Here is a 14,404-nt window from a genome sequence, read left to right as displayed (position 1 = left end):
GTTTTGGAAAAGAAATTATCAAGTGAAAATAATCAACTCTCCTCTGAGAACATATTAGGTTTATTACCTCACAGATATCCTTTTGCTCTTGTGGATAAAGTAATAGAGCATATTCCAGGGAAGCGGGCTGTAGCAGTAAAAAATGTAACTATAAATGAGCCTCAATTTCAAGGACATTTTCCTGAAAGACCCCTAATGCCAGGAGTACTTATTGTTGAATCAATGGCTCAAGTTGGGGGAATAATAGTAACGCAAATGCCTGATCTCCCTAAAGGACTTTTCGTCTTTGCGGGAATCAACAATGTTAAATTTAGAAAACCTGTTATCCCTGGAGATCAATTGATAATTAGTTGTGAATTATTGAGTATTAAAAGACAAAGATTTGGCAAGGTTAAAGGTGAGGCACACGTTGATGGGAAGTTGGTTTGTGCTGGAGAATTAATGTTCTCATTAGTTGACTAGGGAAATGGAGAATAAAAATACTGAATTAAAATCAAGCTTTAGAGGTGTGAAAGTGCACCCAAATGCATTTGTTGATCCAAGGGCAGAATTACATGATGGAGTTATGATCTCTCAAGGAGCTATTGTCGGTCCTAATGTGACTATCGGGAAAGGAACCGAAATAGGACCGAATGCTGTTATTACGGGAAGAACTCAAATTGGTAAAAACAATAAAGTTTTCCCAAATGTTTTTATAGGTTTGGATCCCCAAGATCTTAAATATAAAGGTGCTTCTACTGAAGTAATTATTGGAGATAAAAATACTTTTAGAGAATGCGTGACTATTAATAAGGCAACGGATGAAGGAGATAAAACTATTATTGGTAATAATAATTTGTTAATGGCATATACTCACATAGGCCATAATTGTGAACTTGGAAATAGAATAGTTATATCAAATAGTGTTCAAGTTGCTGGCCATGTAAAGGTTGAAGATCAAGCTATTATTGGTGGTTGTTTAGGTGTTCATCAATTTGTACATATTGGATATTTAGCAATGATTGGAGGAATGACAAGAGTTGATAGAGACGTACCACCTTTTTGTTTAGCTGAAGGACATCCAGGAAGATTAAGAGGTTTGAATAGGATTGGTATTAAAAGAAGTGGTTTGCTTGAAAATCAGGATTTTGATTTAAAACTTTTGCAAAGTACGTGGAATTTACTTTTTAAGTCCAATAATGTAATGTCTGAAGCATTAGAAATGGCAAAAAAAGGCAAATTAGATTTTTCTTCAAAAAAATTATGTGACTTTTTAAAAGATTCAATCTCAAAAGAAAGACGCGGCCCAATGCCTTTAATAAATTAATGAATAAAAAAATATTTATAAGTACCGGAGAAGTCTCTGGAGATTTACATGGAGGTTTATTGTCAAAAGCATTATTTGATGAAGCTAGAAAACATTCAATTAATTTAGAGATCTATGGACTAGGTGGAGAGAAGATGAAGAATGAAGGAGTCCACCTTCTTAGAGATACTACATCTATAAGTGCGATAGGAATATGGGAGGCTTTACCTCTAATTATTCCCATGATGAAGGTTCAGAAAAAATTCTATGAATCCATCAAGAAGTGTCGGCCAAATTGCTTAATACTGATTGATTATATGGGTCCAAATATTAAAATTGGGACTAAATTAAAAAGATCTAGAAATAGTCTTCCAATTTATTATTATATTGCTCCTCAAGAATGGGCATGGAGGGTTGGTAATAATAGCACTACAAACTTAATTAATTTTTCAGATAAAATTTTTGCAATTTTCAAGCAGGAAGCAAACTTTTATAAGAGGAGGGGGGGAAATGTTATTTGGATTGGACATCCAATGATTGATTTAACGAAAAAACTACCCTCGAAGAAAGATTCGAGAATAATTTTAAAACTTCGATCAAATCAGAATATCTTACTTTTAATGCCTGCATCAAGACCCCAAGAGTTGAGATATATATTACCTACCTTCTTGAAAGCCGCAAAAAAATTACAATTAAGATATCCAAGTCTTGTTGTTTATATTCCATCCTGTAGGAGAGTTTTTGATGAAAGATTTAGAAAGGGTTTAGAAAAATATGAAATTCAAGGTAAGGTTATTTCTCAAAAAGATGATTCTGAATTGATGCCTTATATTTATTCATTAACAAAAATAGCTTTATGCAAATCAGGAACAGTTAATATGGAATTAGCTTTATATGGAATACCACAGATTGTGGGATATAGAGTCAGTAGAGTTACTGCTTTTATTGCAAAAAGAATTCTCAATTTTAAGGTGCGTTTTATTTCTCCTGTTAATCTTTTATTAAAAAAATTAATAATTCCTGAGTTCGTCCAAAATAATTTTAATGAAAAGAAAATTTTTTATAAAGCTTGCAGGCTTCTCGATCTAACTTCAGAAAAAGCAAAAATAAAAAAAGGTTACACTCTTTTAAAAAAAGAATTAGGGGAGGAAGGAGTAGTTGATAGAGCAGCCAAAGAAATTATTAAATCCATAATTTGAACTTTATAATAGAAAAATGAAATTTTTTTTACCTCTGATAATTGTTTTTTCAATATTAATAAACCCTTTAAACACTAATGCAGAAGAATTAACTCTTGCAGGAGGTTGTTTTTGGTGTTTAGAACATGACTTAGAGTCCTTAAAGGGGATCAAGAATGTGCAAAGTGGCTATTCAGGTGGAAATTTACAAAATCCTACGTACGAAAATCATGATGGGCATCAGGAAGTGGTTTTGGTTAATTATGATTCCAAATTGGTAAGTTTACCTGAGATACTTAGGCTGTATTTGAGAAATATTGACCCTCTTGACGGAAAAGGACAATTTTGTGATCGTGGAGATTCTTATAGGCCAGTGATCTTTTTCAAAGATTCAAACCAGGAAAGTTATGCAAAAGATGCACTTGTTTCCGCCTCTAATGAGTTGCGAGTGCCATTAGAAAAAATATCTGTAGAACTAAAATCAAAAGGTCAATTTTGGTTGGCTGAAGAATATCATCAGGATTTTGCTGAGAGAAATGAATTGAAATATAAGTTTTACAGATACTCATGTGGGAGAGATCAGAGGTTGGATAAATTATGGGGTGATAACGCTAGATCTACTAATCCTTGGTCCGAATGATTCTAGATAGAATTATTTATTTTTAATCCATTGAACAAGAGTTTTAACTCCAAACCCGGTTGCACCTGATGGATTAATCCCCTTATTCTTATCAGTCCAACAAGTCCCAGCAATATCAATATGAGCCCATTTAATCTCTTTATCAAAGAATTCCTCTAAAAACAAAGCTGCAGTTATTGATCCACCTGCCCTAGGACCTGTATTTTTCATATCAGCTATATCGGACTTTAACCCTTCTTTATAGGATTTTTGTAAAGGCATTTGCCATAACTCTTCCCCAGCTTGGGCCGATGCAGCTTTTAGATCATTTGCTAGATCATTATTATTGCTCCAGAATCCAGCTACATCATTACCTAATGCAACCACAATAGCTCCTGTTAAAGTGGCTAGATCTATTATTGAATCCGGTTTTAAATTGGATGCGTAAGTTAAAGCATCAGCTAATGTGAGTCTACCCTCTGCATCAGTGTTATTTATTTCAATTGTCTTACCATTAGATGCCTTAACTACATCTCCAGGATGTACTGCAGATCCATTTATCATGTTTTCGCAAGCTGCCACAATAAAATGTATTTCTAGCCCCTTTGGTTTTATTGCTCCAAGTGCTTTTGCTGCTCCTAAAACTGCAGCGCTTCCGCCCATATCATATTTCATCATTTCAATTTGAGATGCTCCTACTTTCAGGTTGTATCCTCCAGAATCAAAGGTTAAACCTTTACCAACAAGCGCAATCTTTTCTTTTATAGGCCCCTCTGACTTCAAAGTGAGATGTATAAATTTAGGATCTAGATCAGAACCTTTTGCCACAGCTAAATATGCACCCATTCCTAAATTTTCACAATCTTTTGCCTCTAAAATTTTTACTTCCAAACCATGCTCTTTAGCTATTTGAGAAGCTTGCATAGACATTTCCTTTGGCGTAAGACTATTTGGAGGGGCGGCTACCAGTCTTCTGGCTAGTTCTACACCTTCACATATTTTTTCTGTCTCTTCAAAGCTAATATTTTCAAATTTCTTTAAATTCAAAAACTCTATTTCTTTCAGAACTCTCTCTTCATCTTTTTTCTTGTTGAATCTATTGTCCTTATAGGCAGATAATCTGACTGATTCCGCTAATTGATTTATTTCTAGTTTTGAATTTATTAATTCCCAAGGTAGCAAGATGCTGATTTTTTCATTTTTATCAACAGTTTTCCTAATTAGATTTCCTATGGAGTTTTCTATATCACTTTTTTTTAGGTCTTTCGATTTTCCAAGACCAACTATGATTAGAGTTTCTAATTTTTGATCTAAAAATTCAAAGCTTAGAGTTTCCCCTTTCCCTCCTTTGAATTTTTTTTGAGTAACTTTTTTTAGTAATAATTTTGGTTCAACAACAAATTTTATGTTTTCAAGTTGACTTGCAATTTCTTCCTCTAAAACTCCAAAAATTAACGAAGCACCTTGCCAGTTATCTAGATTTTTTTGGAATGTGGAAAATTGCATTTGTAAAATGGATTTAATTAACTTTTAGTTGTTTGTGAAAGTAGTTGTCCACCTATCTCGGGTTTCTTTATTAAAAGGTGGTAACCATAAATATATCAGTTGCTGTTCTAATTTACGTCTTAACTTTACTTCTTTAGGTACATCTAAGAAGAAACGAATATCTTGGTGACTTGAGAGGTTGTTATGGTTTAGGGCTTCTTTGTAGTTCATGAGATAATTTTTACAGTCATGTTCTCCCTTCCATCTTTTATTTGCTAAATTTGTTTCTCCAATATAAAGAATGATTTTAGAACTCTCCATCGAGTCAATTACAAAATACATTGCTGGACCATTGTGTATATATTGATTGGTTCTCCAAAAGTTCAATGATAATGGCTGCAGGGAAAACGGATCAATTTTTCTTTCTTTGGAAATTGTATTTATAGGAAGACTTGCTTGGTGCAAAGTTTTATTTTGAGCATCTTTTGAAATTTTTAATTGGTGATTATGGATTCTATTTCTCCATTCAGTAAGGATTTCGCCTTTGATTTTTAGATTATTTGAGTTTTGAAAATTAATTGATGTATTTACATTTGAACTAAATAATTCAAATTGTCTATTTTGGTTTGGAATATTATTTACGTTAAATTTTTCCAATATTTAGAAAACATGTCTACTAAATTTAATTCTGAAAAAATATAAATCAAAGAATTATTTATAAACTAAAATTTATTAATGTTCTAATCAATTTAAAAGATTCTTGTTATCTTGTAATTGAGCCTCAATCTTGCGCAGTAAAAATAGAAATGGGATTCTTTGAGTCAGACATAGTTCAAGAAGAAGCTAAAAAGCTTTTTACAGATTACCAAGAACTTATGAAACTTGGTTCTGATTATGGAAAATTTGACAGAGAAGGAAAAAAGATGTTTATAAAAAGAATGGAATCTCTTATGGATCGTTATAAGGTTTTTATGAAGAGATTTGAATTGTCTGAAGATTTTCAGGCCAAAATGACAGTAGAACAATTAAAGACACAGTTAAGTCAATTTGGAATTACTCCTGATCAAATGTTCGATCAGATGAATAAAACCTTAATAAGAATGAAGGATGAACTTGATAAAACTTCTTAAATTTAACGGTTAAAGCTTCATGTCAGATAATTTAATATTGCCATCATGGCTCTCAAGAGGAATAGAAGAATATTTCCCAAGTAAGGAAACAGATCAAACTTTTTCGGAGATAATTGATCATGCGAAAAAAAATAATAAAAAATTAAGGGTTAAACTCGGAATCGATCCAACTGGAACAGATATTCATCTTGGGCACAGCATATTGTTCAAAAAACTTAGGGCATTTCAAGATAATGGTCATGTTGCAGTTTTAATTATTGGAGATTTTACTGCTCAAATTGGAGATCCAACTGGAAAAAACAAAACAAGAGTGCAGTTATCGGAAAAACAAGTTAAGGAAAATGCAAAAACTTACTTAACCCAACTAGGAATGGGTAAACCAGCTAATGAATCTATTTTAGATTTTGATTCAAAAGATAGAATAGAAATTAGATATAACAGTGAATGGTTAAAAGGACTAGATCTTAATTCGATAATTGAATTAATGGGGAGTGCAACAGTTAGTCAAATGCTTGCTAAGGAGGAATTTAATAAAAGGTACACTTCACAAGTTTCAATTGCTTTGCATGAATTCTTATATCCATTATTACAAGGTTACGATTCGGTGGTTGTTCAATCAGATATTGAGCTTGGAGGGACAGATCAGAAATTTAATATTGCAATAGGAAGAGATCTTCAAAGGCATTTTAAACAAAAACCTCAGTTTGGTATTCTGTTGCCAATTTTGACAGGTTTAGATGGCATAAAGAAGATGAGTAAATCTGAATTTAACACCGTTGGTTTGACTGATGACCCACTTTCAATGTATTCAAAATTAGAAAAAGTACCCGACGATATAATACCTACCTATTTTGAATTACTTACTGAATTAGATTTAAGTTTGCTTGAAAAATCAAATCCTCGTGAATTACAGAGAAGAATGGCTTTAGAAGTTACTACTTTATTCCATGGGACTGAAGAAGCATTAAAAGCGCAATCAAACTGCGAAAAATTATTTCTTGGACACAAAGAAAAAGTTGGAGAAATTCCAGAAATTTCATTAAAAGAGATTGTTTTTCCAGTAAAGTTTTTTTACTTGCTAAGTGCTCTAAAACTTTTCAAATCAAGCAGCGAATCCAAAAGATCTATTAAAGGTGGGGGAGTAAAAATTGATAGTCAGAAAGTAATAAATCCTGATTTAGTTTTTGATTCAAAAAATGAATTAGAAGGGAAGATTTTACAAATTGGAAAAAAAATAATTAAGAGGTTTGGAAACTAAAAATTGATGAATAACGGATTTAACTCAGAAGATAAAATAATATTGGCAATTGATGGGCTAGATGTAAACCAAGCAAAATTACTTCTAGAAAAATGTCCCAATATTAAGTGGGTAAAAGTTGGTTTAGAGCTTTTTGTTAGGGAAGGTCCAAGAGTTATTGAAATTTTAAAAAGTTTAAATAAAAAAGTTTTTTTAGACTTAAAATTTCATGATATTCCAAATACCATGAGTGCAGCATGTTTCCAAGTTTCAAAATTAGGGGTTGATATTATTTCTATTCATGCTTCAGCAGGTCTAAAAGCTCTTAAGGATTCTAAAAAAGCATCTTTAGAAGGAGCCTCCTCAGTCAGAGTAAAACCTCCATTTGTTGTTGGAATCACTGTTTTAACAAGCTTTTCTCTTAAAGATTTTCAAACTGATCTTGATAGAAATAATTCAATTGAAGACAATGTATTGAGACTTGCAAAGTTGTCTTTTGATGCTGGATTAGATGGATGTGTCTGTTCCCCTTGGGAGGTAAAAATGTTGAGATCTATTTATAAGGACAATTTTGAATTAATTACACCAGGTATCAGGTTAAAGATTGAGAATAAAGATGATCAAAATAGAATTATGACTCCCCATGAAGCTATTGATAATGGCGCTTCTAAATTAGTCATTGGTAGATCAATATCAAAAGCTATAGATCCTAATAAAGCTCTAAAAGAAATATTTGAATCTATTAATTCTGGTTGATTTTGGATTCTTCTCCCTTGAGCAATCTTTTCATGTTTGTTCTATGTTTCCAGATTACTAATAATGCCACAATTAAACTTATGAAAAAGTATGAGTGCATAAAATTGCCGAGGTAAAAAAACATAAAGATAGGAAGTAAGAATGCAGCGGAAATACTGGATAAAGAAACAAATTTAGTTTTTGTTAGGACTATTAAAAAAATCCCAAGAGCCGCTAGTCCAACTTTCCAGGAAAGAGCTAAAAACATACCTAATCCAGTCGCAACAGCTTTCCCTCCTTTACCTTTGAGCCATACTGGCCAAATATGTCCTGAGATAGCTGATATGCCTGCTATAACTTCTATTAATCCTTGAGCTGTGTAATATTGAGCAATTTTTACTGCAATAAGGCCTTTCCCAACGTCAACGATAAAGACAAAAAGTGCCGGCCATTTCCCAACATTTCTTAAGACATTTGTGGCACCTGTAGATCCAGAACCTATAGTCCTTAGATCTATATTTTTAAGATATTTTCCAATTAAAAAACCTGTAGGAAGTGAACCTAAAAGATAACTTGTAAAAATTATTAAGATATTCATAAAGATTAGTTTAATTCAAGATCATCGTAAATTTCACTATCTGAACCAGCAAATGCAACCCATAATGGGAACTGAAGTATTGGAATTTCAACAGATGTTTCTGCTGCATCAATAATAATAAATGGTAATTCTTCATTTGCTTCTAATCTGTCAGCTCTTTCGATGACACCTTCAGGCCTTTCAAAAAGAACAATCCCACTGTTAGGTCCAAAGTCATCTCTTGTGAGACCAAGTGAATCTTGAAGTATTCTTCTCCATTCTCCTAATCGTTCAGGCTGCGAAGCTAAAATAAGAGTCTGAAACTGATCACCATATAATTCCCCAAGGATAGATATTAAACCAGCTGATAATAAGGCATTTTTTTGTCGAGATCCTCTACTTTCAATAGAACCTCTTCCACCCATATTAAAGAACCAATCATCCATAATTTCAATATCTGATGAATCAAGACTTCGTCTTAATTTCCAAGGTTCAGCATAAAAATCAGGTTGTTCTATGAAAGTTGAAAAGCAGTTTCTTATAATCTTTTCATCTGGCTTAAATGTTTCAGAAAGAGCAGGAACATTAACTACATTATTTGTACTAGTATTTTCCTTCTTCTCATCCAGTGGAGAAGGCTTTACGATTATTGGTTGAGAAACTAATTCAAGTTTTTCAACGTTTTGTGAAAGATTCTGCAAAGCACCAGTTAAGTACTCTTGAAAGCCCTTAACTCTTTTAGCGATATTATCTGACTGCCCTTTAAAATTTGAATCAATATCTTTTTCTAATTCAGTTTTTTTTGTTTCTAAATTTTTTATTTCTTTAACTAAATAGTCTTTTTTTGAAACTAGATCTCTAAAAATCTCATTAGAAATTTCATCAAAGGATTTGTTTGACTTGTCATTTTTTGAAGTAATTTTTTTATTTTGCTTTGTATTTTTCTGACTAATTTGTTTGGATTTATCATCTGAAATTGACTTATCTTGTATTAATTCCTTTTCAGGATTATTGTTTGAAATTTCTTGATTGGTCATTTAAATAATTTTGATGATTAAGAAAAAACTGAATTTTAGGAATTTTTAATTTCCAGGGAGTCAACTTTTTTTAAAAGTTCATCTTTTAATTGCCTTGGATTAAATAATATTGGTAATAAATGAGGACTGGACTTTTCTCTAAAATAAAAAATACCTGGGATTATAGGAAAAAAGAATTTCCATGATATCCAGTTCTTAAATGGAAAAGTTCTAATCTCTTTACCTAATTGTAAAACGATAAAATCATCAGTTGTTATTTTTATTCTTAAGGTAAATGACTGAAGCAATAAAAAAAAGCTAAAAGATGCAGAAACTATTGTTGGCAAAGAACCAATATTTAAAAATAAAAGCATAAAACTTAAAACTATTAGAATTATTGGTAATTGAAATGATGGTGATATTATTACTGGTTCTTCTTTTTTTGAATTAGTGTTAAACATAGAATCATCCAAATAAAATTTGCGTTAATAATACATCCATTAAAGATACAGTAACGAGAGTAATTACAACCGCTCCTGTTGTACTTGTTCCAACTTCTTTTGGACCACCTTTAGTTGTGAGTCCATATCCACAAGCAATAATTGAAATAAGTAATCCGAATACGACAGATTTTATTAACATTGAAGTTAAGTCTGTACTGGTTAAACTCACATTACCTGATCTTACAGATGTCCAGAAAACTATTGGAGGAACTTTATAAAAAATTGTGCTCCAAATTTGTCCACTCCATAAAGCTACAGATAAAAACAAAAGACACTGTATCGGAGACATTATTACCATCGATAGTAACCTTGGAACCACCAGATATTGGACTGGTTCGGTCCTTAACATTGTTATAGCCTCAATTTGTTCTGTAACTTTCATAGTTCCCAATTGAGCAGCATAAGCAGTGGCAACCTTCCCAGTCATTAAAGTAGCAGTTAGAAGAGGAGCCATTTCTCTAGCCATTCCTACCGCTAATAAACCTCCTATTTCACTTGATACCCCCATGCTTGTCAATTGTGATGCTACTTGAATATTGAAGACTGTACCTGCCGCTATTCCTGTAATTAATACAATTAACAAACTTCCTGGACCTGACTCCATAAGTTGGTCAAAGAGATCATTTTTGGAAATTTTACCTCTGAAGATAAAATTAATTGCTTGCCCGCCAATGATTAAGCTGCTTAGAATTCTTTTGAAAAACTTAGGGTAATACATATCTTTATATTAGTTCTTAATTAATTCTTGATCCCATTCCCTCATAATTAATAGACCCCAGTAGACAAGTATAGAAGGGATTAAACCCATGCAAATCCTTACTGTTATTAATGCAGAATCTGGTTGATTCATATCAATAATCCCCTGACAGGCTGCTTGCTTGAACCCAGTAAGAGTGAGAAGATAACCAAATAATCCAACGCTTAAAGCAATACCTAATTTTTGACATAAAACCATCCAAGCAGTATAAATTCCTGCTGCCTTCTCTGGGTCATGATCAATAGCGTCTGGCAATAAAGACCAAGGTATTAAATATGCTGTTGATGCACCAAAACCAACCAACAAAATTGTTAGAAATAAAGTTAACATTTTTATAGAATCTATATTGAAATTAGTAATTTCAAAATTATTTGACAATGGAGGTAATATCATTGCAATCAAGCAACCAACAATCCATATAAGTCCACCTATTTTTAATGCTTGAACTCTTCCATATTTATTAGAATAAAAACTCCAGACTTGCAATCCTAACAGAGCACTTATTTGAAAAGGAATGATAATCCAAAAGGATACCCCTCTTGGTACATTCATGACTTGTTGCAAATATATTAATGAAACTGTTTGCATTAACTGAAGGCCACACCAGAGAAGTAAATAGAGATATATCACTTTTATAAAGATTTTATTCTTTAAAATACGCTTAAATTGATTTTTTATAGGCTGTATTTTATTGATAGGTTTTCTTGCGATCTTTGCATATGGAGCTAGGCCCCAAGTAGAAAGTAAAGTAATTATTGTAACGAACGTGCCAGATATTCTTCCCATATTTAGGTAACCAGTATCTCCTTTGCTTAGAAATATTGCACCTACTGTTAATCCTGTTAAAGAAGCTAATATTGAGCCAGTAAATCTGGCGGCGTTAAGCCTAGTTCTTATATTTTCATCTTCACTAATTTCTGTGGATAATGCTCCATAAGGAAGATTTACAGATGTATATGCTGTCATATACAAAATTGATGTGCATATGTAATAAAAAGTTTTCTCTTTGAGGCTGTAATCATTGGGTATCCACCACATTGCAGCTAAAAAAATCCCCAAAGGAACTGATGCCCCAATCATCCAAGGTAGTCTTGGCCCCCATCTTGATTGGGTATGGTCGCTCATCCAGCCAATCAAAGGATCATTAATTGCATCCCAGAGCTTGATTATCATCAAGATAGAGCTTGCTATCCAAGGAGGTAATCCAGCCACACAAGTAAAGAATGGGAAGAGGTAAAAACCAAATTGAGCATTAGCAAGGCCTGTTCCAGCATCTCCAAGCCCATAGGAAAGCATTAATCTTGTTCTTGACCCCGATATTTTTTTTGAGTGTGAATTTTCCAATCTTTTTAAGTTGTTGACTGTTTGATAATGTATTATTGCAATGGTAATTCTATTACTTATTGCGGGCGTGGTTTAGTGGTAAAACCTCAGCCTTCCAAGCTGAAGATGCGGGTTCGATTCCCGCCGCCCGCTTTTTAGAATATATTATTTTTTGCTCCAAATACTTCTTCTGAAATGATTAATAAGGAGCTTCTACTTTTTATTGAAACAGATTGTTCATTAACAATTAAAGGTACAAAAATCTCAGACATGCTAGTATCGATAACTTTTAACCAATTATATTCACATTTTGGCAAGGGGAAGTCGATACTTTTTGAATATGCATTTAAACCTATCCAGACCAGAGGATTATTTCTACCTTTGTTTATGCTAAAGGCAACTGTGTGAGACCAACTACTCCAATCTGGGCTATCTAACTTTGTTCCATGCCAATGATATCTTGGAATATTTTCATGGTCTTGATTCTTCGGAAAAAATGATGGATAAAAAATTTTTATAAGTTTTTTTCGAATTTTTATAACGTATTTAAAGTATTCTAACAACTCTAAATCTTGTAGAGCAGGATCCCAATTCATCCAACCCAATAAATTATTTTGGCACCAAGAATTATTGTTGCCTCCTTGGGACCTCCCTATCTCATCACCCATAAGTATCATTGGAACACCTTTAGATATAAGTAAACTAAGAAGAAGATTTTTTTGTTGTCTTTTTCTTAAATCATTGATTAATAAGTCTGTAGTTGGTCCCTCTATACCATGATTCCAAGAATTGTTATGGGAATCACCATCTTTATTTTGTTCTCTATTGGCAAAATTATGTTTTCTATTGAATGTTACTAAATCTTTTAGAGTGAACCCATCATGCGAAGTAATAAAATTTATTGATTTTGGGAAAATATTATCTTCTTTGTAAATAGATGGACTACCTTTTATTTTATCGCTCATATTCCAAGCTGTATCTTTATCTCCCTTCCAAAATCTCCGCAAGTCATCTCTAAAATGACCATTCCAAGTGAAAGTATTCTTGGATGGGAAATCACCTAATTTATATAAACCACCACAATCCCATGGTTCACTTATCAATTTGATATCAATAAGTTCTGGTTCACATTCTATATCTTCAAAAATTGGAGGATTATCGAGCGGCGAAAGATTTTCTCCTCTTGATAGGGCAATTCCTAAATCAAATCTAAAACCATCAACTCCTAATTCACTCGCCCAACATTTTAATGATTCAATTATTAGTTTTCTAACTAATCCTCTGTTTGCTGCAATAGTATTACCACAGCCAGAGACGTCCTGATAATTTTTATCTTTCCCAATAAAGTAATAAAGATTTTCATCTATACCTTTCCAAGATATTGCCGGTCCTTCAGAATCTCCTTCAGACGTATGATTATATACAACATCTAATATGACTTCAATGTCTGCTTTATGACATTCCTCTACTAATCTTCTGAATTCCTCTCTATTCTTTTCGGCGGATTCATTCGAAAGATATTCAAAATGTGGGGTAAACCAATTGATTGGACTATAACCCCAAAAATTTTTTAGACCATTTGGTGCATCAGTTGGATCAAAACAAAAAATTGGAAGTAATTCAATTGTGGTAATCCCCAGTTCTTTAAGATACGGAATTTTTTTTAAAAATTTCTTAAAACAACTTTCATCTTTATCAGTTGATTCAGTGAAAGCTTTGATATGGAGTTCATAAATAATTGTTTCTTCCCAAGAATGTTTCGGTCTTGGATAATCCTTAAAATTAAATAATTTTCTATCGCAAACAACGCTTTTAAGACAAGAATTAGTATTTTCTTGCGTTTTTAATGCATTTTCTCTTTTATAACTTCCCCATCCAGTAATGCCCCTTGAACATGGATCAAGTAATACTTTTTTTTCATAGTTATTATTAATATCATTATTTTTTTGTTTTACTCTAAAACCATAAATACAACCTTCATTTAGATTTTTTATTTCCGCATGCCAGTAAGGACCTGTATTATGATTCTGATCTAGTTTCAATATACTTTTTGGCGAAATAGAGTCCTCTTTCTCAAACAATAAGATTTCTACATATTCTGCATTTGTGGATATTAGGGAAAAATTAACCCCTTCTGAAGTTAGAGAACTTCCTAAAGGAAATGGGTTACCTTTATTGATATAAGTCACTGTCTCTTTATCATTGAGTAGTTAAATATTGAGATAATTTATTCAAATTACTGATATTTGAATAATAGATGCAAAATTAAAAAAAAAACAAATTTAAGGTTTCACTAATCAACATCATGCAACCTTGGAGAATCTTTATTATCTAAACTTATTGTAATTTATCCATCCATCTGCTCTGTGAATAAACGTTTTTGAGAGAAAGTTTAAGCATGAGAAAACTAGATTTTCTTGATTTCAAAATACAAATTATGCTGTTTCATGTGATGAGAAGGAAATATATCTTGAAATTCATAAAATATAATAAATAGTTCAAATTTTTAATTTCATCAACTTTGGGCATTTCCCCCCTTGATCAATGAAGTAAGCCTTT

General features: G+C 32.3%; 15 protein-coding genes and 1 tRNA gene. 8 read left to right on the top strand and 8 right to left on the bottom strand.

Annotated features, from left to right (window positions below):
• Positions 1-3 precede the first annotated feature (3 nt).
• From fabZ to msrA, 4 genes are read left to right on the top strand one after another with little or no spacing between them, the layout of a single operon-like run.
• A complete protein-coding gene (fabZ, locus tag HA143_RS07655; protein ID WP_209085473.1) occupies positions 4-462 on the top strand; it encodes a 3-hydroxyacyl-ACP dehydratase FabZ in 459 nt (152 codons plus the stop codon).
• A 4-nt stretch (positions 463-466) separates the two neighbouring features.
• Positions 467-1,306: an acyl-ACP--UDP-N-acetylglucosamine O-acyltransferase gene (lpxA, locus tag HA143_RS07650; protein ID WP_209085458.1), complete on the top strand. Its 840-nt coding sequence runs from the start codon at positions 467-469 to the stop codon at positions 1,304-1,306.
• Complete coding sequence (gene lpxB, locus HA143_RS07645; RefSeq protein WP_209085456.1) at positions 1,306-2,484, top strand: lipid-A-disaccharide synthase; 1,179 nt, start codon at positions 1,306-1,308, stop codon at positions 2,482-2,484. Before lpxA ends, lpxB begins: the two co-directional genes overlap by 1 nt.
• Before the next feature lie 16 nt (positions 2,485-2,500).
• Positions 2,501-3,103, top strand: a complete 603-nt coding sequence (msrA, locus tag HA143_RS07640; protein WP_209085453.1) for a peptide-methionine (S)-S-oxide reductase MsrA — start codon at positions 2,501-2,503, stop codon at positions 3,101-3,103.
• A 12-nt stretch (positions 3,104-3,115) separates the two neighbouring features.
• Here msrA and HA143_RS07635 read toward each other — a convergent pair whose 3' ends face one another.
• Both HA143_RS07635 and HA143_RS07630 read right to left on the bottom strand, forming a co-directional pair.
• On the bottom strand, positions 3,116-4,588 hold the full coding sequence (locus tag HA143_RS07635) for a leucyl aminopeptidase (protein ID WP_209085450.1): 1,473 nt from the start codon (positions 4,586-4,588) through the stop codon (positions 3,116-3,118).
• 24 nt (positions 4,589-4,612) lie between these two features.
• A complete protein-coding gene (locus HA143_RS07630) occupies positions 4,613-5,224 on the bottom strand; it encodes a hypothetical protein (RefSeq protein ID WP_209085435.1) in 612 nt (203 codons plus the stop codon).
• A 149-nt stretch (positions 5,225-5,373) separates the two neighbouring features.
• Here HA143_RS07630 and HA143_RS07625 point away from each other — a divergent pair, with 149 nt between their 5' ends.
• From HA143_RS07625 to pyrF, 3 genes are read left to right on the top strand one after another with little or no spacing between them, the layout of a single operon-like run.
• Positions 5,374-5,697 (top strand): DUF1825 family protein, encoded by a 324-nt coding sequence (locus HA143_RS07625; protein WP_209085432.1) that lies wholly within the window; start codon positions 5,374-5,376, stop codon positions 5,695-5,697.
• A 19-nt stretch (positions 5,698-5,716) separates the two neighbouring features.
• Positions 5,717-6,955: a tyrosine--tRNA ligase gene (gene tyrS, locus HA143_RS07620; RefSeq protein ID WP_209085429.1), complete on the top strand. Its 1,239-nt coding sequence runs from the start codon at positions 5,717-5,719 to the stop codon at positions 6,953-6,955.
• Between the two features lie 6 nt (positions 6,956-6,961).
• A complete protein-coding gene (gene pyrF, locus HA143_RS07615; RefSeq protein ID WP_209085426.1) occupies positions 6,962-7,690 on the top strand; it encodes an orotidine-5'-phosphate decarboxylase in 729 nt (242 codons plus the stop codon).
• Here the strand turns inward: pyrF and plsY are convergent.
• The 5 genes from plsY to HA143_RS07590 are packed head-to-tail and all read right to left on the bottom strand — an operon-like array spanning position 7,677 to position 11,818.
• Positions 7,677-8,267 (bottom strand): glycerol-3-phosphate 1-O-acyltransferase PlsY, encoded by a 591-nt coding sequence (gene plsY / locus HA143_RS07610; RefSeq protein ID WP_209085423.1) that lies wholly within the window; start codon positions 8,265-8,267, stop codon positions 7,677-7,679. The genes pyrF and plsY overlap by 14 nt on opposite strands.
• Positions 8,268-8,272: 5 nt before the next feature.
• Positions 8,273-9,283 (bottom strand): DUF3086 domain-containing protein, encoded by a 1,011-nt coding sequence (locus HA143_RS07605; protein WP_209085413.1) that lies wholly within the window; start codon positions 9,281-9,283, stop codon positions 8,273-8,275.
• Positions 9,284-9,318: 35 nt separating this feature from the next.
• A complete protein-coding gene (locus HA143_RS07600; protein ID WP_209085409.1) occupies positions 9,319-9,723 on the bottom strand; it encodes a DUF3119 family protein in 405 nt (134 codons plus the stop codon).
• 4 nt (positions 9,724-9,727) lie between these two features.
• Positions 9,728-10,483 (bottom strand): MlaE family ABC transporter permease, encoded by a 756-nt coding sequence (locus tag HA143_RS07595; protein ID WP_209085406.1) that lies wholly within the window; start codon positions 10,481-10,483, stop codon positions 9,728-9,730.
• 9 nt (positions 10,484-10,492) lie between these two features.
• Entirely contained in the window at positions 10,493-11,818 is a 1,326-nt protein-coding gene (locus HA143_RS07590; protein ID WP_209086620.1) for an MFS transporter, read from the bottom strand.
• Positions 11,819-11,927: 109 nt separating this feature from the next.
• Here HA143_RS07590 and HA143_RS07585 point away from each other — a divergent pair.
• A tRNA-Gly gene (locus HA143_RS07585) sits at positions 11,928-11,998 on the top strand.
• 2 nt (positions 11,999-12,000) lie between these two features.
• Here the strand turns inward: HA143_RS07585 and HA143_RS07580 are convergent.
• Positions 12,001-14,034 carry a glycogen debranching protein gene (locus tag HA143_RS07580; protein ID WP_209085404.1) on the bottom strand — a complete coding sequence of 678 codons (2,034 nt, stop codon included), beginning with the start codon at positions 14,032-14,034 and terminating at the stop codon, positions 12,001-12,003.
• Positions 14,035-14,404: the final 370 nt, after the last annotated feature.

Source organism: Prochlorococcus marinus CUG1415 (assembly GCF_017696015.1).
Classification (GTDB): domain Bacteria; phylum Cyanobacteriota; class Cyanobacteriia; order PCC-6307; family Cyanobiaceae; genus Prochlorococcus_A; species Prochlorococcus_A marinus_AE.
Note: the sequence above shows the minus strand (reverse complement) of the source record. Positions and strands in the feature narration are given on the sequence as shown.

What these genes read in the sequence shown, in the direction of transcription:
- lpxA (WP_209085458.1), top strand. Translation starts at nt 467, where the DNA reads ATGGAGAATAAAAATACTGAATTAAAATCAAGCTTTAGAGGTGTGAAA.
- lpxB (WP_209085456.1), top strand. Translation starts at nt 1,306, where the DNA reads ATGAATAAAAAAATATTTATAAGTACCGGAGAAGTCTCTGGAGATTTA.
- msrA (WP_209085453.1), top strand. Translation starts at nt 2,501, where the DNA reads ATGAAATTTTTTTTACCTCTGATAATTGTTTTTTCAATATTAATAAAC.
- HA143_RS07635 (WP_209085450.1), bottom strand. Translation starts at nt 4,588, where the DNA reads ATGCAATTTTCCACATTCCAAAAAAATCTAGATAACTGGCAAGGTGCT.
- HA143_RS07625 (WP_209085432.1), top strand. Translation starts at nt 5,374, where the DNA reads ATGGGATTCTTTGAGTCAGACATAGTTCAAGAAGAAGCTAAAAAGCTT.
- tyrS (WP_209085429.1), top strand. Translation starts at nt 5,717, where the DNA reads ATGTCAGATAATTTAATATTGCCATCATGGCTCTCAAGAGGAATAGAA.
- pyrF (WP_209085426.1), top strand. Translation starts at nt 6,962, where the DNA reads ATGAATAACGGATTTAACTCAGAAGATAAAATAATATTGGCAATTGAT.
- plsY (WP_209085423.1), bottom strand. Translation starts at nt 8,267, where the DNA reads ATGAATATCTTAATAATTTTTACAAGTTATCTTTTAGGTTCACTTCCT.
- HA143_RS07605 (WP_209085413.1), bottom strand. Translation starts at nt 9,283, where the DNA reads ATGACCAATCAAGAAATTTCAAACAATAATCCTGAAAAGGAATTAATA.
- HA143_RS07600 (WP_209085409.1), bottom strand. Translation starts at nt 9,723, where the DNA reads ATGTTTAACACTAATTCAAAAAAAGAAGAACCAGTAATAATATCACCA.
- HA143_RS07595 (WP_209085406.1), bottom strand. Translation starts at nt 10,483, where the DNA reads ATGTATTACCCTAAGTTTTTCAAAAGAATTCTAAGCAGCTTAATCATT.
- HA143_RS07590 (WP_209086620.1), bottom strand. Translation starts at nt 11,818, where the DNA reads ATGCTTTCCTATGGGCTTGGAGATGCTGGAACAGGCCTTGCTAATGCT.